This window comes from Serratia sp. JSRIV002, assembly GCF_019968725.1.
Classification (GTDB): domain Bacteria; phylum Pseudomonadota; class Gammaproteobacteria; order Enterobacterales; family Enterobacteriaceae; genus Chania; species Chania fonticola_B.
Genome location: NZ_CP074143.1, coordinates 3,473,308 through 3,493,930 on the forward strand (window position 1 = coordinate 3,473,308; position 20,623 = coordinate 3,493,930).

General features: G+C 52.7%; 18 protein-coding genes. 7 read left to right on the plus strand and 11 right to left on the minus strand.

Annotated elements, in window-relative coordinates; genetic code table 11:
* Positions 1-128: 128 nt before the first annotated feature.
* The 4 genes from KGP26_RS16325 to KGP26_RS16340 all read right to left on the minus strand — a co-directional run bounded on the left by KGP26_RS16325 (position 129) and on the right by KGP26_RS16340 (position 4,035).
* Entirely contained in the window at positions 129-419 is a 291-nt protein-coding gene (locus KGP26_RS16325; protein ID WP_223664284.1) for a heavy-metal-associated domain-containing protein, read from the minus strand.
* Complete coding sequence (locus KGP26_RS16330) at positions 416-778, minus strand: mercuric transporter MerT family protein (RefSeq protein ID WP_115157993.1); 363 nt, start codon at positions 776-778, stop codon at positions 416-418. The genes KGP26_RS16325 and KGP26_RS16330 overlap by 4 nt, the downstream gene beginning before the upstream one ends.
* Entirely contained in the window at positions 750-1,895 is a 1,146-nt protein-coding gene (locus KGP26_RS16335; RefSeq protein ID WP_371822639.1) for a transglutaminase-like domain-containing protein, read from the minus strand. Before KGP26_RS16335 ends, KGP26_RS16330 begins: the two co-directional genes overlap by 29 nt.
* 235 nt (positions 1,896-2,130) lie before the next feature.
* Positions 2,131-4,035, minus strand: coding sequence for a methyl-accepting chemotaxis protein (locus KGP26_RS16340; protein ID WP_218519248.1), 1,905 nt, complete (start codon positions 4,033-4,035; stop codon positions 2,131-2,133).
* Positions 4,036-4,313: 278 nt separating this feature from the next.
* Here KGP26_RS16340 and KGP26_RS16345 point away from each other — a divergent pair, with 278 nt between their 5' ends.
* Positions 4,314-4,892: a YiiX family permuted papain-like enzyme gene (locus tag KGP26_RS16345; protein WP_094981410.1), complete on the plus strand. Its 579-nt coding sequence runs from the start codon at positions 4,314-4,316 to the stop codon at positions 4,890-4,892.
* Positions 4,893-4,973: 81 nt separating this feature from the next.
* Here KGP26_RS16345 and KGP26_RS16350 read toward each other — a convergent pair whose 3' ends face one another.
* From KGP26_RS16350 to KGP26_RS16365, 4 genes are read right to left on the minus strand one after another with little or no spacing between them, the layout of a single operon-like run.
* Positions 4,974-6,089 carry an AAA family ATPase gene (locus KGP26_RS16350; protein ID WP_223664286.1) on the minus strand — a complete coding sequence of 372 codons (1,116 nt, stop codon included), beginning with the start codon at positions 6,087-6,089 and terminating at the stop codon, positions 4,974-4,976.
* A complete protein-coding gene (locus KGP26_RS16355; protein WP_094981389.1) occupies positions 6,077-6,790 on the minus strand; it encodes an RNA ligase family protein in 714 nt (237 codons plus the stop codon). Before KGP26_RS16355 ends, KGP26_RS16350 begins: the two co-directional genes overlap by 13 nt.
* A 50-nt stretch (positions 6,791-6,840) precedes the next feature.
* Positions 6,841-7,458 (minus strand): peptide chain release factor H, encoded by a 618-nt coding sequence (gene prfH / locus KGP26_RS16360; RefSeq protein ID WP_094981390.1) that lies wholly within the window; start codon positions 7,456-7,458, stop codon positions 6,841-6,843.
* A complete protein-coding gene (locus KGP26_RS16365; RefSeq protein WP_223499923.1) occupies positions 7,458-8,570 on the minus strand; it encodes an RNA ligase RtcB family protein in 1,113 nt (370 codons plus the stop codon). Before KGP26_RS16365 ends, prfH begins: the two co-directional genes overlap by 1 nt.
* Before the next feature lie 426 nt (positions 8,571-8,996).
* Between KGP26_RS16365 and hutW the strand changes: the two genes are divergently transcribed.
* Positions 8,997-10,334, plus strand: a complete 1,338-nt coding sequence (gene hutW / locus KGP26_RS16370) for a heme anaerobic degradation radical SAM methyltransferase ChuW/HutW (RefSeq protein WP_223499924.1) — start codon at positions 8,997-8,999, stop codon at positions 10,332-10,334.
* 12 nt (positions 10,335-10,346) lie between these two features.
* Positions 10,347-10,970 (plus strand): anaerobilin reductase, encoded by a 624-nt coding sequence (gene chuY / locus KGP26_RS16375; RefSeq protein WP_223499925.1) that lies wholly within the window; start codon positions 10,347-10,349, stop codon positions 10,968-10,970.
* A 371-nt stretch (positions 10,971-11,341) separates the two neighbouring features.
* Here the strand turns inward: chuY and KGP26_RS16380 are convergent, their stop codons facing one another.
* The 3 genes from KGP26_RS16380 to aegA form a co-directional block, all read right to left on the minus strand.
* Entirely contained in the window at positions 11,342-12,979 is a 1,638-nt protein-coding gene (locus KGP26_RS16380) for a DUF4139 domain-containing protein (RefSeq protein WP_223664288.1), read from the minus strand.
* A 200-nt stretch (positions 12,980-13,179) separates the two neighbouring features.
* Positions 13,180-13,695: a 4Fe-4S dicluster domain-containing protein gene (locus KGP26_RS16385; protein WP_223664290.1), complete on the minus strand. Its 516-nt coding sequence runs from the start codon at positions 13,693-13,695 to the stop codon at positions 13,180-13,182.
* 21 nt (positions 13,696-13,716) lie between these two features.
* The gene (gene aegA, locus KGP26_RS16390) at positions 13,717-15,726 is read right to left on the minus strand and encodes a formate-dependent uric acid utilization protein AegA (RefSeq protein WP_223664291.1); all 2,010 of its coding nucleotides are present in this window, start codon (positions 15,724-15,726) and stop codon (positions 13,717-13,719) included.
* 356 nt (positions 15,727-16,082) lie between these two features.
* Here aegA and KGP26_RS16395 point away from each other — a divergent pair, with 356 nt between their 5' ends.
* From KGP26_RS16395 to KGP26_RS16410, 4 genes are read left to right on the plus strand one after another with little or no spacing between them, the layout of a single operon-like run.
* Positions 16,083-18,107 (plus strand): type VI secretion system Vgr family protein, encoded by a 2,025-nt coding sequence (locus KGP26_RS16395; protein WP_223664292.1) that lies wholly within the window; start codon positions 16,083-16,085, stop codon positions 18,105-18,107.
* A gap of 30 nt (positions 18,108-18,137) precedes the next feature.
* A complete protein-coding gene (locus tag KGP26_RS16400; RefSeq protein WP_223664293.1) occupies positions 18,138-19,403 on the plus strand; it encodes a DUF4123 domain-containing protein in 1,266 nt (421 codons plus the stop codon).
* Positions 19,403-20,089, plus strand: a complete 687-nt coding sequence (locus KGP26_RS16405) for an alpha/beta hydrolase (protein ID WP_166732745.1) — start codon at positions 19,403-19,405, stop codon at positions 20,087-20,089. Before KGP26_RS16400 ends, KGP26_RS16405 begins: the two co-directional genes overlap by 1 nt.
* A complete protein-coding gene (locus tag KGP26_RS16410; protein WP_223497822.1) occupies positions 20,076-20,528 on the plus strand; it encodes a hypothetical protein in 453 nt (150 codons plus the stop codon). Before KGP26_RS16405 ends, KGP26_RS16410 begins: the two co-directional genes overlap by 14 nt.
* Positions 20,529-20,623: the final 95 nt, after the last annotated feature.

The following is a 20,623-nucleotide window of genomic DNA, read 5'->3' on the forward strand; positions in this document are numbered from 1 at the left end:
CGTTAACACCTGAAAGGATCATGGCGTCGTGGAATATAATACCGGCGCTGAAAACGTTGAAACCCACGCAATTGCGTGGGTTTTCATTTTCTAGTTGCACATCACAATGGCTAAATGCTGAGTAAAAACTACGGGGCTGGCGCCACGCTCTGGATTTCGCCGCTATAGCCGGTGCGGGAAATTGCCGTCAGCAATACCTGATTATCAAACCCCTCGGGCACAATCACCTCCACCTGGTGCGTTTTCAGTGAGGCTTTGGCCTTAATCACCCCATCAGTAGAGCGCAACGCTTTATTGATGGAGATAACGCAAAGCGAACAGGTCATAGCTTTGATATCAATAGTGACTTTCTGATTCTCCGCCCATAGCCGTGGCGCAATGAGCACCAGGGCCAACAGCAGAAAAATGCGCTTTTTCATTCCATCATTTCCCAAATCCAAGGTAATACGTAGGGGTAGGTCATCAACGCCAACATCAACGGTACTGATAGCCAGTAAAGCCAAATCAGTACCCGACGGCTGACGACGTTCACGCAAACCGGGCGTGGCGACAGATAAAGCCGCCAAAATCCTCGCAGCATCAATCCGATAGCCACAATAATCATGGGCCACTGCAACCAGGATAGCGCCGGGATCCCCGTGAGCCCGGCAGCCGAGATACCAAACACCAGATACAACAACGGCCCGAGGCAACAGAGTGTCGATGCTGCGGCGGCAAGCAGAGCCGCCAGCAGCGTCACTATGCTGCCCTTAACGCTGTTCGACAGAGACATAGTCATAGCTAAATTCGGCCGGATCGTAGAAGTTTAACGGGTCGCCATCTACTTCAGCATAGGGGTAACCAAAGTTATTGAGATCCCCCTGCTCTGCCTCTGGTGAAAGCGCGAAATCACGGGCGTAGTTAAAACCAACCCAGTTCATTTCCCAGTTGCCGAACAGGTAATCGTTGACGGCTTCAACGGCGGCATCGCCGTTTTCTTTTTTCTCTGCCAGACGCATTTTAGTAACGTCGGCCGGATCGGCCGGCAACCAGCCGAAACCTGCCAGCCAGAACATCGCCCGGCAATGCTGCCCGCCGCTGACTTTTGCCACGCCTTGCTCATCAGCGCTGCCAAATGCCTTCTTAGAATAGCTCCCCAACTTGCGGGATGCGCCCAAGCGAATACCAAACATCTCACGCGCCGGGATCCCGCTGGCACGGCACAACGCGACGAACACGGAGTTGATATCGGTACATTTCCCGCCCAGCTTGCCGGCCTTAAGGATTTGCCCCACATCACCGGTCCCGCAGCCAATCACCGCATCGTCGCGATGCATATGGGTTCTTACCCATTCATGAATTAGCCTCGCCTGCTGTAAAGGAGATTTCTCACTGCCTATAATCTTCAACGCCGTTTCTTTCACTAGCCCATCCACCGGAATATGTGGGGTTGCGTTAAGATAGGGTTGTATCTCTGCAGGGAACACCAGATCGGTTTGCGGGAGGTGCCATTCGGCCAGTTGGTTGCTCTTCAGCGGTTCCCAGTCCAAGGTTTCAATCAGCATTTCCACTTTCAGTTCCATCGGGCCTTTGGAATCCGGCCAGGAAGCAAACAACGTTTTGGCTGCGTAGGTATTATTTGCCGTGAGGTAGGCCTGCTGATAGTTCCCAGAAAAAGAAATGTGCTTCAGTTGCTGGAAGGGGGTGTCCAGGGGGACAGGGATCCACAGATTGGCCTTACCTTCTGAGCCTGCTGGCGCTTTCAATTGATACGTTTGTGTCATCACAAAACGTCTTCTGTTATCCACGCAGGTTGACGCCGGGATATCCGTTTTTCGCGACTCAGACCAGACCGGGCTTATCAGCCCAAAAGAAGATAATGCCGCCGCACCCTTGAGAAATTTACGCCTTTCCATCACCGTTCCTTTTTTTATTATCAGATAGCGCCAAAGCCTTGCCCACCGCCTTTGGGAGGGCAATAGTATGCACCCAGGCAGCACAAAACGACATACCGCTTACGCAAAAAGACATCTGGGAATATACGGTAAACGGCATGCGGGAAAGTGGAGACGTCTCAAGAAAAATACAATACGCTACGGAGCAAACGATCAAGTAGGAGGCGGGATTACTCCCACCGTCCTTACAACAACATTATACGATAAACCGATTCACTAATTGGGTCATCGCTGCCGCTTGGTTGTCCAGTACCTGACTGGCACTGGCCGCTTGGGAAACCAAAGCCGCATTTTGCTGGGTGACTTGTTCAAGCTGATTCAAAGCCAGATGAACCTGCCCCACCCCCAATGATTGTTCGTTGGCGGCCTGAGCGATATCGCTAACATATTGCTTCATCAGCCCAGAGTTATCTGCTGCCGCTTTTAGCGCGATCCCGGAAGCCGAAACCCGGGCGACGCCTTGCGCAATTTTTTCCATATTTTGATTAATCAGCTCTCGGATCTGGCTCGCCTCTTTAGCACAACGTTGAGAGAGGTTACGCACCTCACTCGCTACCACCGCAAATCCCCTTCCGGACTCGCCAGCTCGAGCGGCTTCTACCGCAGCATTGAGCGCCAATAAATTGGTCTGAAAAGAAATGTCGTCAATAGAAGCCACGATACGTGAAATCTGCTCGCTAGAATTACGGATCTCCGACATGCTCTGGCTGGCTTCATTCGCCACGCGATTCGCCTGCATGACATCGCGCTCCATCGCCAGCGTGAGTTGTTCAGCTTCGCGGGCGTTATCTGCAGTCTGGGAGATCGCCGTGGACATTTGTTCCATGCTGGCCGCAGTTTCAACGATAGATGCCGCCTGTTCATCAGTACGTTGCGCCAAATCCTGATTGCCAGCAGCAATATCACTGCTAGCATGGTGAAGGATCTCCGAGCCGGATTTAATCTCTTTAACAATATGCTGAATATTTTCAATGGATTGATTATAGGCATGATTCAGTGCTGACAACTCATCACTACCCGGCACGCTAAGGCGTTGGGTCAAATCCCCCTCCATTTCACCAATCGTTTTCAACGTTCCTTGCAGTTGCAGATGGATACTCCGCGCAACGACGATGGCTATCGCCAAGGCAACTGCCAGGGAAAGAAGGCTGATGCACAGGAAAGTCATCCATTCGCTACGTGCCGTGCGTGACAACTCTGCAGCATACTTTTGTAACGCGTCAGCGGTTTGATTCTCTAGTTGACGCAGCACTTCAATGCGCAAAGTCTGAGCCTTGAACCAATCAGTAGGATTAACCTTGAATCCACCGGTTGCGACTTTATCGAGCGCAATCTCACGAAACTTTAGGGCATCAGTTGCCGATGTAGAACGTAATGCGCCATCAAGCGCCGCCGCCTGCTCCGCGGTGCTGAAACGACGAGTCGCAGAAAGCCAGGCCTCTTGTTTTCCCACCACATCGCTCAACTGGCGGAATTGCCCATCACCAAAACGATCGCTAGAGAAAACGCTGGAGAGTAATGCCCGCTCTATTCCCGACTGTTCTTTCAGGTTAAGCAGGCTGTAATACGCTGACAATTCTTGGCCGATTTTGCCCGATGTCGTCAAATGCCCAATACCGCCGACAAAATCCAGCACTTGGGCGATGGTCTTAGTATAGAAACCAATGGCTTGTGGCGCCACGGTGTGTAAATTGCTGACATTATTACGCACCTCGCCAAGTAACTGGGTTTGGTCGTTAAATAACTGAATCGCGGATGTATCAATCCCTTCCAATGCGCTGCGATCGGTTTTAGATAACAGTTGGCTAAATTTCGCCATAGCCGCATCGGTCAGTTTACGTTGATCCGCTAGTTCAGCGCGAAACTGCCCACCGCCAGAGCCCAGGTAACCTGCGCTCATACCACGCTCTTTTTGCAGCTCATGCACGACATCCCCTGCACCACGCGCAATTGCCGTTAGCTGAACGATGACATCCATCTGACGTTCGATATTGATACGGGTTTTCATACCCGACCCGGCAAACCAGCATAAAGCCAGTAGCAGTGGAAACAGAGCAATGAAAAGCTTCATTCTCATCGATATACGGTAGATCCCTAACATCCGGTTTCGTCCTATTTAGGTGACAACATCAATAGAACAGCTATCGGCCTGCTTTAAGTACCCTTTAACCACAATGATAGAATTGTTATTATCCCATTGATAAATATCATTATTTTTATTAAAGCATGAGGACTGCCAATGCAACCTCCCTCCTTTGCTCTACCACTTCATCCTCACTTCACACAGCCCCGATAAAATGGCCAGATTCTAACTTCGAGGGATTGAACGTGATTTTTACCAAACGCCTGTGGGCTATCCTCTTTCTCACCATCGGCCTGATGACCGTGCTGGTCAGCCAAGCTCGCGAGCTACCTGCGGTGCAGGATGGTGACATCATTTTCCACACTTCCCGCTCGGCACAGAGCCTGGCGATACAGCAGACAACCGGCTCACGTTACAGCCACATGGGCATCATTGTGCTGCGAGATGGCAAGCCTTACGTATTCGAAGCGGTATCAACGGTGAAATATACCCCGCTGGCCGCCTGGATCGATCGGGGAGAGCAAAAGCATTTTGTCGTTAAACGCCTCAAGAACGCCAAGCAAATGATGACGCCGTCCGCACAGTTAAAAATACGCCAGCAGGTTAAAAGCTTTGCCGGGAAGCCCTACGACATGCAGTTTTCCTGGTCGGATGAGAAGCTATATTGTTCGGAATTGGTGTGGAAGATTTACGATCGCGCACTAGGGATACAAATCGGCAAGCTGCAAAAAGTACGTGAATTTAACTTTGGCTCTCCTGCCGTACAGCAAAAACTGAAAGAGCGCTACGGAACGCAAATCCCGTGGGAGGGGTCGGTTATTTCGCCGAAGGCGATGTTTGAATCACCGCTGCTGGTCACGGTGATCGCGAATTAATCTACGGTGACGTCCCCCATCCACATGGATAGGGGACTGTATGTGCTACATAGTGGCTCGGCATCTGACAACAGCCCCGGGCTAGCTTGCGTCCTGCACCCGCAACTCCACCTCATGCGCCTCGTCCGCCTGCGGGATCTCCAATTTGCTCAGCATCCGCGCCATCGCCTCAGCAGGTACGCTGTATTCCCGCTCGGCATTCTGCCGCTGCCATTGGGCGTAAGGCACTTCCAGGTAAACAATCTTCACCCTTGCGCCATAGGCGATAAACAACTCAACCAGTTGGCTACGCAACTGCCGGGTAATATTGGTGGCATTCCAGACAAAAGGGTCACCCCGCCGTAACAGCGTTTTAGCCTGCAACTTGGCCTGCTGCACGACCCAGCCAGTCGCGTTTTTGTCGGTTGGCGAAAGCCGATGCTGGCGGCGAATATTGTCCAGGCTGATAACCTCAAGCCCAGCGGCATGCTGCGCGATATAGCGATCTTTACCCATTCCCGGCAGCGCACAAAGTAACGTTACTTCGCTCTGAAATTGCTCGTAGGGAACAAAATCCACGCTAGCCTGCGGATGCGTCAAATAATGGTAACGCTGGTTATCGCTCGCAAAAGGACGCGCTTGCCCCCAGCATTGCTGTTCCTGACAGAACAGTTCGAACAGCTCGATATTATCCAGCAGGCCGTTTTGGTCTTCACACTCGCGGCCCAACACATCTGCCCGAGCCAACATCGCCAGCAACCGTGTATCTAACCGTAGGGCCGCTAATAACAGCGCCCGCTCCGGCGATGGTCGCCCCATGATCCACAACGGCAAACCATGAAAACGCACCAAGGCCGCAACCTGTTCACGCAGCTCAAACGGCGTAACGATATCCCGATAGAGGATCGAGCGCGTGGTCAGTTCACCGCGTTTAGCGTGGTTGGGTGAGGTCACCGAACCATCGTCTGCAACCCGCGTGGTGCTGCGCTTTTCTACATCGTGCAGCAATGCGGCAGCCCAAACCAGCTCCTGCTGTTGCTCTGGCAATGCCAAAAACTGCGCAGACTCGGTCAGTGCCGCCAGCACGAGCTGGGTATGGATTGCCACATCGCCTTCCGCATGATGGCGAGGATCTTGTGGCACCTGATGCATGTCGGCCACCCAGCGAAATTTATCCGCCAGCCTGCCCCACTGCTTGTCTTCACTTAAGCACCACATGGTTTATCCTCCTGCTGATACTCGTACGCCATACGCGCTCGTTGCCAATTCACTCTCCAATGGCGATCGGTTTTTACATGGTTTTTACGCACATACTTAAACACGTTATGGGAAAACTGAGCCACTGGGAATTCAACCGCATTGCGGGTGACAATCCCTTCCATGGTGCATGGCAAGCCGGTATGCACGTCATGCGGCGCAAAACTCCCTACTCCCCCCACCAGCGCCAGTATTGCCGAGCGGTATTCTTGTTCCGTCTGGCGCGGCACGTCCTGCACCACTTCTGGCACACAGGCAAAATCAAATAATGCCGCGTAAAACTGCACTTCTTGCCAACTCAGCCACATGTCTTTACAACGTACGGCGAATAGATAGAAGTCCTGTTGCAGGCCACGATATTCGATCGAATGCGTGGCATACAGGTTCTCGCCAAACAGTTCGATATCGCCCAGGTCATTTTTAATCAATTGCCAACGCTGGCGGATCTGGCGCGTCCAGGCAGAAACCGTCGGTGCCGCATGGGAGCGTGCAAATACGCCATACCGATTCAGGCAGTTATTCTCACCATCGAGCTTTTCCGTATGGATCAGCGAGGGGATTAGCCGTATGTCTTGCCAATAATGCTTATTGATCCGATCGTCACTGGTGGTTCCCGGTGAGAACGGATAATGGTATGTCCGACCATATTTATGTGTTTCCATTTCTTTTCTTCTTATAGCGTTACCGGCCTGCCCCATCAGGCCGATATTGATTAAGTGAGTGGCGTAAAGCTTTCGCCTTTAAACACCCGAACCGGTGAACCACGCACTATTTGATGGTGAAACATCCGTCGTTCAGCACGCTGTTCGTCCAGTTGCTGTTGCTCAAGCTGTTGCAAACGGTGAGCGATCAGCAAATACGCCAAACGTTTATTGGCATGTTGGCTGCGCTCGGTCTGCACTTTGACGCTAATGCCGCTAGCGATATGGGTGGCGCGAATAGCCGATTCCGTTTTATTTACGTGCTGCCCACCTGGCCCGGAGGACTTCAACGTCTCAAAGCGGATCTCGCTCTCTTTTGGCACCGCTGCCGGAGAGAAACGCGCTGCACCAATAAACCAGTTCTTTCTGGAGCGCCCAGTGCGCCAGGGGCTTTCGCAAATCCACTGCAATGTCCCGCACCACTTGGCGGCCAATGGCTCCGCCGCTTCGCCATTAAGCGTCAATAACACCGAACGCAACGTGCCCGGCAGGCGGCCCTCTTCCCGCTCAACCTCATGCAGTTCCACCTGCATGGCCTGAGCCTCTTTGTGAAACTGGCGCAGTGCCAGGCTCACCGCCAGGCAACATTCATCCGGCCCCTGGGCGGCAGATATCTGTAATAAGATCATCACTGCCCCCCGCTGGTTTTGTAGGTCAACACCGGCTGCATACGCGCCACCAACGTGACCAATCCGGCCTGCTGCAAGGCTCCCACTACGCTATCAATCGGCTTGTAGGCTTCTGGCGCTTCCTGATAAATCAGCTGGCGGTCGCGGCAAATCACCCGGCTGCCGAAGCGGGTTCTGGCCAACTGCTCGGTGCTGAAACGCGCTGATAAGCGATCTTTACACTCGGAACGCATCCATTTGCGCCCCGCGCCGTGCGCCAGTGAATACAAACTGCTGGCGGCAGGTAGCGGTTGGACGATATAGCTGTAATCGCCGCGCGAGCCGGGGATCACCACCAGACCTTCATCCGACGGCGTAGCCCCTTTACGATGCAGCCAACCAGACACGCCCTCGATAGTGGCCGCCTCCAGCAAGTTATGATGGATATCCAGCAGGCAATCGCCAGCAGCGCGTAACCGCTGCAATATCCGCTGGGCAATCCGTTGCCGGTTTAAGCCTGCAAAATCCAGTGCCTGTTGATGCTGTTGCAGATAATCGTTGGCCGCATCGGTATTTTCCAGCAGGCCATGGTGCCCATGAGCGCGTACATGCTGTTCCAGTATTAGCTGGCCCAAGCCACGCGAACCGCTGTGCACCAACAACATCAGCCGTTTTTTATCGAGACCGGCCTGCGGCTGATATATTTCGTCGATGCGTAACAGTTCAGCAAAATGATTACCGCCGCCAATGGTGCCCAATGCCCGAGAATAATCGCCAAGCGCGGGAGGAATATCCCCCAACTCTTCTTGCTCTAACGGGCCGTTAATATTGCCCAGCTTTTTTTCCAATTTATCCAGCGACTGTTTCATCGCCAGCAAATCTGTTTGCCATAGCGACATACCGCAACCGATATCATTACCGATTAACGCCGGGTAGAAGCGATGTTGTGAAAAGAAAGCGGCACCGACCGGGTAGCCACGGCCAGGATGCAAATCTGGCATCCCGACCACGCGCACCATATCTGGCAGCTTGGCGGTAATTTCTAATTGTTGGATTGCATTTCCTTCAATCCAGGTGTGTTCCGACGCGATCAATGAAACTCGCGGCGTAACGGAGGCAATAGTATTGCTCATAACCAATCCTGATTACTATTTTATCTCATTTTTTGGATTTGGCGGGCGGTAGCCCTAGCAATACCTGGAGAACAGGAAATTATGCCTGAGGATACGACCCGCAAAGGGTAAACAGTGCTTGATAATTCATGATGTACCTCCTTTGCAAAGTGAATGAATGGGAAAACGCGGCGATAGTACATATAAACTCCAGCGTTAGCAATGGTTGTTCGCGTCGGCCACCAAAATTTAATTCGGGGTGCCGAAAAGTTTGACCCAAGTCAACGTTGCATTTAATTGGCCGCTGGCTGGATAGACTCTGCTGACGATTGTCAGTATATAAATGCAAATGGTAATCATTTTCAGTTAAACTATGACAGGTCTGGATAGTTACGTTGCTAAGCATCCCTACCTCCATCAGTTCTGCCCCATTGAAGGAACTTGCTGTTGAAACATGACACTGAGCTGGATTTAACCCCGCATTTTGCACTGGCAGGCAATCAGCCGTTTAAAGATCGTCGAGCCATGATGCCGCTGCGCGGCGCGATCCCCGTAGAAAAACCGCTGCTGGCACCAACCTGGCAAACTGTTATCGGCCAGACCGCGCCCAGCCGCAAGCGGCTGGTGTATCTACACATTCCGTTTTGTGCCACCCACTGCACCTTCTGCGGCTTTTACCAAAACCGTTTCGAGGAGGACAGCTGCACCCGCTACACCAATGCGCTGCTACGCGAGATAGAAATGGAGGCAGACAGCCCTCTGCATCAGTCTGCGCCAATCCATGCCGTCTATTTTGGCGGTGGAACACCTTCGGCGCTTGCCGCACGGGATCTGGCACGTATTATCACCACACTACGCGAACGCCTGCCGTTGGCCCCAGACTGTGAAATCACCATCGAGGGCCGGGTGCTAAACTTTGACGATCAGCGGATAGACGCCTGTCTGGATGCCGGAGCCAATCGCTTTTCGATTGGTATTCAGTCGTTTAATAGCAAAATCCGTAAAAAAATGGCTCGTACCTCCGACGGCGCAAGCGCCATTGCGTTTATGGAAGGACTCGTTCGTCGCGACCGCGCTGCCGTGGTCTGCGATTTGCTATTCGGCTTACCTGGTCAGGATGCGAAAGTTTGGGGCGAAGATCTGGCGATTGCCCGCGATATCGGGCTGGACGGTGTCGATCTCTACGCCCTCAATCTGCTGCCCAATACGCTCCTGGGTAAGGCAGTGGAAACTGGCCGCACCTCGGTTCCCTCACCTACCGAGCGGCGAGATCTCTATTTGCAGGGCTGCGACTTCATGGACCAGGCGGGCTGGCGCTGTATCAGCAATAGCCACTGGGCGCGCACCACCCGAGAGCGCAATTTGTACAACCTACTGATTAAGCAGGGCGCAGACTGCCTGGCCTTTGGCTCCGGCGCGGGAGGCTCGGTCAACGGTTATTCCTGGATGATTGAGCGCAACCTCACTAGCTGGCACGACTCTATCGCCGCGGGTCGCAAACCGCTGATGATGATGATGCGTACCTCAGGTAACCGAAGCCAGTGGCGTCAGCCGCTACAGGCTGGCGTGGAAAACGCGCGCATCCCGCTGGATGAACTGACGCCTCATGCAGAGCAGTTGAAGCCGCTACTCGCACAGTGGCATCAGGCGGGGTTAACCCGCGACGCCTCAACCTGCCTGCGCCTGACCAACGAAGGGCGCTTCTGGGCAAGCAATATTCTGCAGTCTCTTGATGAGCTGCTCCAACAACTGGATCTGCCGCGTATTGCGGTAGCCACCCTCTAACAGGAGTGAACAATGAAACCATGGCTGATTTTTGGCGCTGGCGGTAAAGGGGTCGGCGCGCTGACTCTGGAACTTGCGCTGGCGGAACAGCGTCCGGTGGTTGCGGTGGTGCGTAATCCTGATGCCGCCGCTCGCCTGCGGGAGAAAGGCGTACAGGTTTATCTCGGTGACGCTTGTGATGCCATTGCGGTCACCCGCGCTTGCGAAGCTGCTGGTGCCAACGCAACAATCATCTCGTCAATGGGAGGAGCACAGGATTATCTGGCCCACCGGACAGTGATAGATACGGCGGAGAAATGCGGGATATCGCGCATGATCCTCGTCACCTCGTTGGGCTGTGGCGAAGGTTGGCCGTTTCTGTCACCACGTGCCAAAGCGGGGTTTGGCCAGGCGGTACGTGAAAAATCGCTGGCGGAAAGTTGGTTACAAACCAGCACGCTAGATCACGCCATCTTGCGCCCCGGCGGGCTGCTAAACGGCAATGCCACCGGCAAGGCGCAACGTTTTCAGGGGCAGGAAGTTCATGGCTTTGTGATGCGTGCGGATGTTGCTGCACATGTCCAGCAACTGGCAAGTGCCCCCGCACTCAATCAACAGGTCTATAGCCTGATTGAACCCGGTCTTAAACCTGCTTAATCCCCACGCGGCGCTGCCCTATCAGCGCCGCAATCACTCCGCCAAAGCACGTATCACCTTGATCAGCTCCGATTTACCTTCAAAGCCAATCCCTGGCAGCTCCGGTATAACAATATACCGAGGAAGCTGAACTGGCCCCTCACCCCAACCCTCTCCCACAGGGATAGGGAGCTGGTACAGCGCCATTTTCAGGTACAGAAGTCAGTCTTTAGGCAGATTGGTGATAAGGACGAATGTAGTAGCCAAGGGGAGCCATTTTCAGGTGCAAAGTTAGTCTTTAACCAAGCTGGTTTGAGGACGAATGTAGTAACCAATTTGTGGCACGTTCGGTCCCCTCTCCCTGTGGGAGAGGGCTAGGGTGAGGGGTAAAGTTATAAATTGCTAACGCGCTTATCCTTTGGATACTTCACCGTATAAGACAGGGTGAATTTCTCGGACTGATTCGCAGGTAAATCCACTGCCCACTGTACGTTGCCGGTGTCTTTATCGTAGCTGGCACCGTCGTACTTCAGCCCGTCGATAGTAATCGCCGAATCACGACTTAGCGGCATCTGTTCCATCACCACCAGCTTAATCGGCTCTTTACGGGTATTTTTCACGCTGGTGACAAAGGAGTACTGTTGGCTTACCGAATTGCCAAAAAACTCCGCCTTCGAGGTCAGCTGCTTGCCATTTTCGCGGTTAACGATAATCTTTTTGTCCCGACCCAATGACAGATCCAGCGTTTCTTTGGCCTCGGCGATATTGATATACCCCTGGCCGACAAATGAACCCTCGAAGAAAATACTGGACTTGCCCGGCAACAAATTAAGCGGTTCCCAGTCTTTTAACTGTACCTGCAAGAAGGCATCAGGTTCGATTTTCGGCACCACCACGTAGCGATAGTCGCCCTGAACGTCCACATCCTTGATGGTGACTGAATGCCCTTTGCCATCGGAGGCAATGTTATAAGGCAAGGAAATGCTAAAGCGGGTATTCACTCCGCCAGCATCGGTGACCACATAATCTGAGAGAGAACGTTTAGCTCTGCTGGCCATTGCGCCATCAAGCTCTTGGGCATCCGCGCCAGCGGCCATCTCAGCAACGGGAGCCGGTGCCGGTCTGGGTATCGACATTGCCATCTTGGAACTTGAGTAGTCCTGATAAAAATCGAGATACCAAGGTTGCAACTTCGGCGCCTGCGCCCCTTCGCTTGGGTTGCCGCTGGAAAGCGTCAGGTTGACCTTATCCCAGTTGATGCCGCTGTTCTGAAACACATTGGCCTTGTAGCTCAGCTTGACCGGCTGGGTAATGCTGTTGACCCGCACATCGTAAGTCGGCACCCAACCTGCATCTGGGATCACATAAGACAGCTTAACGTTGCTGGTCACGGCTTTCGCAGTGTAAAACTTCACCACCACCTGATTCACCGTTTGGCCAGTCTTCTGCTGGGCCTCGTCCAACTGGCTCTTCAGCTTTTCGATGCTTTTGTCAATCGCGGCGATCTTCTCTTTAAGCTCGATATCCGCCAGCAGCACTTCACTCATGCGGCGACTCACCAGTTCAAGCATCTGATTAACCTGCTCAACGGAAGCGCCCTCTTTCTCCGAACCCAGCGCCCGGTTACTTTCCAGCACCGCCAGCTGTGCCTGGATCACTTCCCGCTGTACGTTCAGTTTGCTTTGCTCACGCACCTCATCATCAATCTGCTTGGTTAATTGCTCCACTTCAGGCGACACATGTTCGGTGAGAAAATCGCGTTTTATGCTGAAAGATTGCACGACCACGCCGTTATCAGCATCAAGCATCAGGCTCTGTTCGTTCAGCCCGCTGGCAATATTGGTAAAGACGACTTCGCTTTCCCCCGCCGGTAGCGTCACTTTGCTGCTGTTGAATAACTCGGCACCGCGAATAAAGACCGTCACGTCGTTGAGCGTGACGTTTTGCGCCTGAGCCAGGCCGGTACAGGCCAACAGCACCGAGGCCGCCAACAGCGTGGTTTTAAATCCTGGGAAGAGGGTCATCGTCATTTATCCTTAACAAAGAGGTTCCGCGCAGAATATCGACGAATTATAGCATGCAGCCTGTTGGTAAGATTTCTGAAAGATCATCGCGTTCAAAGGTAAAGCAGCGATATTCGTTTCATTTAGCCACGTCGCGCGGATCATGAAAGAAAACCCATTCCACGCGGTTATCACGCAGAATGGGTTGTAGTGAGGTAAGGAATAATTTACCGCAGGTTCGGTGCAGAGCCACGGGCCGCGCGCTGTTGCTTTTCCAACTGCATGGCTTGCAGGTCTACTGGCCGGATCAGGGTTAACGCCGCCGTTGGACACACCTCGACACAGGCTGGCCCCGCTTCGCGCCCCTGACACAGATCGCATTTATTCGCCTGAGCCCGTTGGTACGCGACACCATTGCTGACATACCCCTGATTGACCACCACCTCCATCGCACCATAAGGGCAAGCCACCATGCAGCTCTTGCAGCCAATACAACGCGACTGGAGCACCTGTACGCTGCCATCCTGGTTATAGATGGCCTCGTTCGGGCAAGGGGCATTTTCACACTGGCGGCACAGCATCGGTACGCTGACGCTAAGGGTTTTCATCACCCGTAAGCGAGGATTGAAGTTTTCCGCCGTCATCGGCAACGGATTATCCCCCAGATGCGCCATCACGCAGGCTATCTCGCAGGTGCGGCAGCCAATGCACTGTTTCATATCTGCAATGACAAACTGATTCATACCGTCTCTCCTTGAGCCGCGTTAGAGCACATTGAGGTAATAACCGATGCTTTCCGCCGCCTTGCGCCCTTCGGCAATGGCGGTCACGATCAGATCGGCACCGCGCACGATGTCACCACCGGCGAAAATCTTGCGGTTACTGGTTTGGTACGGATAACCCGCCACCGTTGGCGCCACCACGCGCCCTTGCCTATCCAGCATGACGTTATGTTCTGCCAACCAGCCCATACGATGCGGGCTAAAGCCAAAGGCCATGATCACCGCATCCGCCGGTACGATATGTTCCGAACCCTCAACAGGGACCGCCTGCCGCCTACCCTGGCTGTCCGGAGCCCCCATTTCGGTTCGCCGCATCTGAATGCCGCTGACCTTACCTTCTTCATCGATCACGATGCTTAGCGGTTGCAGGTTGAACATGAATTCTGCGCCCTCTTCCCGCGCATTTTTCACTTCCTTTTTCGAACCCGGCATGCTCTTTTCATCACGCCGATAGGCACAAATCACCTGCTCAGCACCGTGACGTAATGAGGTACGGACGCAGTCCATAGCGGTATCACCGCCCCCCAGTACGATCACCCGCTTGCCCGCCATATTGACGTAAGGGCTTTGCGGGTTTTCGGCATAGCCCATCAGTTGTTGGGTATTGGCGATCAAGAATGGCAAGGCGTCATACACTCCCGGCGCACCTTCATTTTCCAGGCCGGAACGCATCGATTTATAGGTCCCCACGCCAAGGAACAGCGCGTCGTAATCATTGAGCAGGGTTTCCATCGAGACGTCTTTGCCAATCTCGGTATTCAAACGGAACTCCACGCCCATATCGCTGAAGATCTCACGCCTTCTGGCCATCACGTCCTTATTCAGCTTGAACGCCGGAATGCCGAAGGTCAGCAGCCCGCCAATTTCCGGATAGCGATCGAACACCACCGGCTTGATGCCATGACGCACCAGGATATCGGCACAGCCCAGCCCCGCCGGACCCGCGCCGATAATGGCAACGCGCTTGCCGCTGTCTTTCACCGCCGACATATCTGGCCGCCAGCCCATCTCAAAGGCCGTTTCGGTGATGTAGCGTTCAATGTTACCGATGGTGACGGCTCCCCCGTGCTCATTGAGCGTACAGGATTGCTCACACAGTCGGTCCTGTGGGCATACCCGGCCGCACACTTCCGGCAGGCTGCTGGTTTGGTGCGATAGCTCCGCCGCCTCCCAGATGCGCCCCTGGCTGGCCAGCTTGATCCACTGAGGGATCTGATTATGCAGCGGACAGGTCCAGGAGCAGATACTCTGCTTGCCGCAGCTCAGGCAGCGTTCGGCCTGTTGCTGGATCTGTTGCTCATTAAAGGGTTGGTAGATTTCGGCAAAGCTGGTTTTGCGCAACTCGAGCGGGATTTTGCTGGCTTCCAGGCGAGGTGCCCGAGGCTGTTGCAGCAGATTACGGATCGGAGTTGATTTTTTCTGGGCTTTCGCTTCCGGGCTCTGATTAGCCGCACTGCCAAACAGTTGGCTATGGTGATCGCGCGCCGCTGCACGTAGCCGCTTTTCTCGCTGCTGGTCCAGCAACGTTTGGTTGTTCACCAGGCTGAGTGCATGGGTTGGGCAGGCACGTACACAAGCAGGCTCATGGTTCAGCTCGCTACACAGGTCGCATTTCTGTGCCTCAACCTTCTGATAGCTGTCGGCCAGGCGATGATTGGCGGGCTGCACCGTTTCGGTCACCACCGTCATCATGCCAAACGGACAAGCGACCGCACAGGCTTTGCAGCCGATGCATTTCTCTTGGCTGACCTGGATGCTGGTATCACTTTGTTCAATGGCCCCGGTAGGACAAACATTGGCACAGGGCGCATCTTCGCAATGGTGGCAGAACACGGCCGTATTGCCATGGGTGCCCTGAATAACCTTGACTCTTGGGGTGAAATATTCGCGCTTGCTTGGGTATGCCCCGTGATGGTGTGCGGTCACGCAGGCGACCTCACAACTCCGGCAGCCAATGCAGGCTTCTGATTCCGCAACGATAAATTGATTCATAGGTATCCTTTCCGAACAGGCTGACTGAAAAAACACGCTTTCGTTGACGTTATCTCCTTATCTTGGCTGGCGTAGGCAGGTGTCAGTAAGGTTATAACCATGTAAATATAGTGGTTATATTTGATCGGTTTCCATGACATTTCGCATGAAAATGGCGTAATACGCCAATCCGCTCTAAACCAGGCAGGACAACAATTAGCGTAATCACACATTGTCGTATTGGATCACATTTATAAAACGCCACTGGTTGTTATTTCGCCACAAATACATTAATATTATTTATATATCTATGGATTTTTTGTTGTAATTGAGCGGAATATATTCATGTAATAAATGGGGGGAAGCGCATGCCAGGGATGAGCAAACAAGCCAGCGGGCTGAGGTTTACGTTAAGCGTTGGCAACCTGCCAGCAGACGCTTTTGTGGTGGTGGAATTTACTCTGCATGAACAATTCTCCAGCCCGTTCGCGCTAGAGCTTGAGGTGGCTAGCGCCAAGCCCAGCGTGGAGTTCCGTTCAATCCTGGATAATACCGCCACGCTGACGATTTGGCGTGAAACCGAGGTACAGCGAGTCGTTAATGGCATTGTCACCTCCATCGAACAAGGGGATGCCGGACTTCATCAAACGCGTTATCGATTTAGCATTCGTCCCTCGCTCTGGCGAGCCGGGTTGGGTCACCGTTCACGTATTTTCCAGCAACAAAACTTTCTGGAAATCCTGGAAACCCTGTTAAAAGAAAACAAGATCGTCGACTATGCCCACGCGTTGCGCTATCCCCATGCCGTACGTGAGTTTTGCGTCCAATATAATGAAAGCGATCTCGATTTTATTAACCGCCTGGCCGCAGAAGAGGGGATTTACTATTTCTTTGAGCACCAAAATGGCAAACATACGTTGGTGTTTTCCGATGATTGCGCCGCACTGCATGACGGGCCAACGCTCCCCTATCATCCCGACCAGTCATCTACCTCGTTGGATGAACCCTGCGTCACCACCTTTAAGCGCCGGGAAAGTTTACGCCTCGCCGAAGTGCTGTTGAAAGATTACACCTTTAAAGATCCCTTATGGTTGGCAGAGTTTGGCGATGACGCCCGCGATACTGAGCATCAGCCCGGCAAGTACTTTCATTACGATTTCCCAGGGCGTTTCAAAAGCACCGAGGTGGGTAAATCTTTTGCCCGCTGGCGCATCCAGGCGCTGCGTAACGATGCTCATCAGAGCGAAGGGGCAAGCAACTGCCCGGCGCTGCAACCCGGCGTACGCTTTACCTTGGAAAACCATCCTCTGGAGGCGCTCAATACGCGTTGGCAAATCACCCAGGCTAACCATTCAGGGCAGCAACCCCAAGCGCTTGAAAGTAACACAGGCGGGACGGGAACTATCGTAACCAGCCAGTTTGCGTTTATTCCCTACGATCAGACCTGGCGCCCCGCTTTACACCCCAAGCCACGGATTGATGGTGCACAAATCGCCATTGTCACGGGGCCAGCCACTGAAGAAATCTTTTGTGATGAGTTCGGTCGGGTAAAAGTCCGTTTTCTCTGGGATCGCTCGGGCAGAACCGACGACAGCAGTTCCTGTTGGATCCGGGTATCACACCCCTGGGCAGGGCCACGTTGGGGCATGTCGGCCGTGCCACGCGTTGGCCATGAGGTGATCGTCGAGTTTCTGAATGGCGATCCCGATCAACCCGTCATTATCGGCCGCACCTATCACGCCAGCAACCTGCCCCCGGGCAAGCTGCCGGGCACCAAAACCCAGATGTCGATCCGTTCGCAAACCCATAAAGGCGAAGGGTTTAACGAACTGCGTTTTGAAGATGAAAAAGGCCAGGAAGAGCTCTATCTGCATGCGCAAAAGAACATGACAACCGAAGTGCTGCATGACAGTTGCGCACGTATCGATCACGATGAGAACCAGCGGATAGGCAACGATCGCAGACAACAGGTTGTCCACAATGATTTTCTGCAGGTTAATGGCGAAAAGCGTGACCGGATAGAAAGCGATTATTCCCTGACCGTGAATAGCAATTTCCACATTAACGCCAGCAACGCCTTATTGACGGAGGTTGGGCAGGAAATTCACCTGAAGTCCGGCACTAAAATAGTGATTGAAACCGGCACGGAAATCACCTTAAAGGCCGGTTCCAGCTTTATAAAAATCGATCCCAGCGGCGTTACGATCGGCCCCACGCTCAATGTGGGCACCGGCAGCCCGGGCTCCGGCAGAGGATGGGGTGGCAGAATGCCCGATGTTATTCCTATCCCAGCCAGCGTCCCTGCCTTTGCGCTAAATCCTGCACAGGTTAGTGCGTTTAAACAACCGCGAGCATTTTGCGAAGAGTGTGAGCGATGTAAACAACAGGGTTGCGCGATTTAATCGGGACAGCTTGCCGGAGGCAACGAAGATATGGAGAGTCAACTACAGCAATGGCTGGCCAATTGCGCATCAGGACAACGGCTGTATGCGGTGTTGTCCACCGTTAGCGATGCGCAGCCATTGAAACACTACTATCAACTGGATGGCTCCCGCGTTGCAGAAGGGATTTATCACTATACGGCCTACAAAGATTGGCACCAAGTGATGCCCTATTTGGTGGAGCTGTCGGTTAAGAGCCCGTTTTTAGCGTGGGTGAGTGAAGCATCCTCAACGGACTGGGGATGGCTGGCAGTCAGTGAACAGCCGCGTCAGCGCATTCTCGACCATTTACGGGGCCTGACGCAGATTAATTTGCCAGATGGGAAGACGGTATTTTTCCGCTATTGGGACGCCCAGTTTCTACCGTTAATCCTGGCGGCCTCCACCGAGTCCCAGCAAAATCAGCTGATGGGGGTATTCAGCTCGCTTTGGGTCCGGCAACAGATGATTGAATTACCCGCCCAGGCAGCCCCAATTCTGACAGGGAAAGTGACGCTGGAAGAAGCGCAACTCGCCAAGTTAAAGCAGCAAAACCAGAACGAGCAGGTTAGCCAGCTACAGCGCTACTTTACCGATAAATATCCGAAGCGCACCCGCCTGTTGGGCGATGAACAGGTCCAGCGGTTCATTACCCTCATCACGGAAAAATGCCAAACTCACCGGCTGGAGCGTTTTAACGATCGTTGCCAATTCCTTGATTTAGCCTGCAGTTTAGGCAGCCATTTTGATACCGATCTCCAGCTTGAGCACATCGTCGCGCCCTATTTGACAACCGCAGCAGAGGAGCCAGGGCAGTTGGCCGTGTTAAATCAGCAGTTGGGGCTGGTTTTTGTACGAAGCATGGGCAAGCGGTTAGAGCTCTACCTGGCAGCGCTGGAAAGGCTAAAAACCCTGCAACTTACCCAGTTGCCCTATATGTATGAAGAACAGCACGTGGTGGATTATGTACGCTCACTTTACCCTGAGCGGGCGCAGTACGTTCCCATACATCAGATGTTCGGCCTATTAGCTCAAGATCAACATTGGTTTCAGGAGCATGGGGTCACCACGTTCCACGGGCAGGCGGTTATCCTGGCATTACAGTTCTTCCTCGGCCATAAAGTCTTTGATGACCCGCTCTACCCTTGGGTTAAGGTGCATTTTGCTGATAATCACGTTAGTCAGGAAGATCTACGGCTCGCTGAGTTGGTGGCCTACACTCAGCGACGCATCAGAAAGGAACTATTGATGTTACGTAAGCATTTGGAGGCAAGATAATGTGCGCATCAGATGGAATTATTTTTCCGGGTTTTGATTACAAATACAAGAATAACGACCCGAGTGACTATATTATCTTACCTAGCGTAAAAGAGCAGCAAGGTAAGATTACCGCCAATTGTTTAAAGACACTGGTGGTGTTTATTGGTGGCGCGATGGACGCAAGTTTTCAACCCTTGTTAAAGTTTGTTTTTGCTCCTTATGAGAAAAAAAATGGCAGAGATACCACGGATAACGGTGGTAAGGTTATCACCCTGCGCAAACAGGATGTGGCCTACTCCGAACATGGCGGTGGGAAAGTCGCGCCGCTAATGAAAGAATGGCATGCTGCCGGGCAGAAAATCGTGCTGGTAGGTCATAGTTGGGGTGGAGACCGGGCGATTTTATTGGCGAAGAAAAACCCCGATATTCCGATTGAACTATTGGTAACGCTTGATCCGGTATCCAGGAAGGGAAAAAGCCCCAAACCCGCCAATGTCAAACGCTGGGATAATATCTACATTGATTATTCGATTGCTGATGGGAGCTCCGCGAACCTAATCGCTCGAACGGGTGGCCCTTGGGAGAGCTGTCCAGGTGCTGATTATAATCAGGCACTAAATGTGTTACCTCGCATGTCCTATACCGGACATGCTAACGCCGAAGAAATGTTTAAGCTGGAGTCAAATAAAGTTGAAAAAATATAACCACATGCTTTTTTTATTACTTTTCACCTCTGGGTGCAAAAGTAACTACATCTCTTATTTATATATTGACAATCTAACCGAAATATCAACGGCTTATTGTGAAAGTAACAGATTATCTGGATGCGATAAATACCGCTTATGCATGAGTGAGCAATATGACACTGTTAAATCTAGAGCACCTTTAGACCTCGCCATGGGCAAGTCTATTATTGTTAGAGAAGTCTTAAATATCGGATCAGAAGATGTTTTCACTCACTTAATCCCAGAAAGCTACAGTCTTTTAGACCCCCAAAAGCCCGATCTTAATGATTTAGGCCTAAGCGTTGGCGTAAGCTATTTTATTTATGCTCATAACGCCTGCGCCAGCATCACCGGGGATAAAACTTATAACATCGATAGCTACATGCCACTGTTGAGGGAGAAGCTTGGTGTTAAGTAACAGCCTCAAGGGTTTCAGGAACAACGCCCGTGCGACAAAAGTGTTATCTTTGTCGCCGTTGATTCATAAAGCTTTATTTTTTAATAACGTATTGG

Bases quoted from the DNA above. Each gene is read 5' to 3' on its own strand.
- KGP26_RS16405 (WP_166732745.1), top strand. From the start codon at position 19,403: ATGTGCGCATCAGATGGAATTATTTTTCCGGGTTTTGATTACAAATAC.
- chuY (WP_223499925.1), top strand. From the start codon at position 10,347: ATGAAACCATGGCTGATTTTTGGCGCTGGCGGTAAAGGGGTCGGCGCG.
- KGP26_RS16365 (WP_223499923.1), bottom strand. From the start codon at position 8,570: ATGAGCAATACTATTGCCTCCGTTACGCCGCGAGTTTCATTGATCGCG.
- KGP26_RS16330 (WP_115157993.1), bottom strand. From the start codon at position 778: ATGACTATGTCTCTGTCGAACAGCGTTAAGGGCAGCATAGTGACGCTG.
- KGP26_RS16345 (WP_094981410.1), top strand. From the start codon at position 4,314: ATGACCGTGCTGGTCAGCCAAGCTCGCGAGCTACCTGCGGTGCAGGAT.
- KGP26_RS16385 (WP_223664290.1), bottom strand. From the start codon at position 13,695: ATGAATCAGTTTGTCATTGCAGATATGAAACAGTGCATTGGCTGCCGC.
- KGP26_RS16355 (WP_094981389.1), bottom strand. From the start codon at position 6,790: ATGGAAACACATAAATATGGTCGGACATACCATTATCCGTTCTCACCG.
- aegA (WP_223664291.1), bottom strand. From the start codon at position 15,726: ATGAATCAATTTATCGTTGCGGAATCAGAAGCCTGCATTGGCTGCCGG.
- KGP26_RS16380 (WP_223664288.1), bottom strand. From the start codon at position 12,979: ATGACGATGACCCTCTTCCCAGGATTTAAAACCACGCTGTTGGCGGCC.
- prfH (WP_094981390.1), bottom strand. From the start codon at position 7,458: ATGATCTTATTACAGATATCTGCCGCCCAGGGGCCGGATGAATGTTGC.
- KGP26_RS16325 (WP_223664284.1), bottom strand. From the start codon at position 419: ATGAAAAAGCGCATTTTTCTGCTGTTGGCCCTGGTGCTCATTGCGCCA.
- KGP26_RS16335 (WP_371822639.1), bottom strand. From the start codon at position 1,895: ATGGAAAGGCGTAAATTTCTCAAGGGTGCGGCGGCATTATCTTCTTTT.
- KGP26_RS16350 (WP_223664286.1), bottom strand. From the start codon at position 6,089: ATGTGGTGCTTAAGTGAAGACAAGCAGTGGGGCAGGCTGGCGGATAAA.
- KGP26_RS16400 (WP_223664293.1), top strand. From the start codon at position 18,138: ATGGAGAGTCAACTACAGCAATGGCTGGCCAATTGCGCATCAGGACAA.
- KGP26_RS16395 (WP_223664292.1), top strand. From the start codon at position 16,083: ATGAGCAAACAAGCCAGCGGGCTGAGGTTTACGTTAAGCGTTGGCAAC.
- KGP26_RS16340 (WP_218519248.1), bottom strand. From the start codon at position 4,035: ATGTTAGGGATCTACCGTATATCGATGAGAATGAAGCTTTTCATTGCT.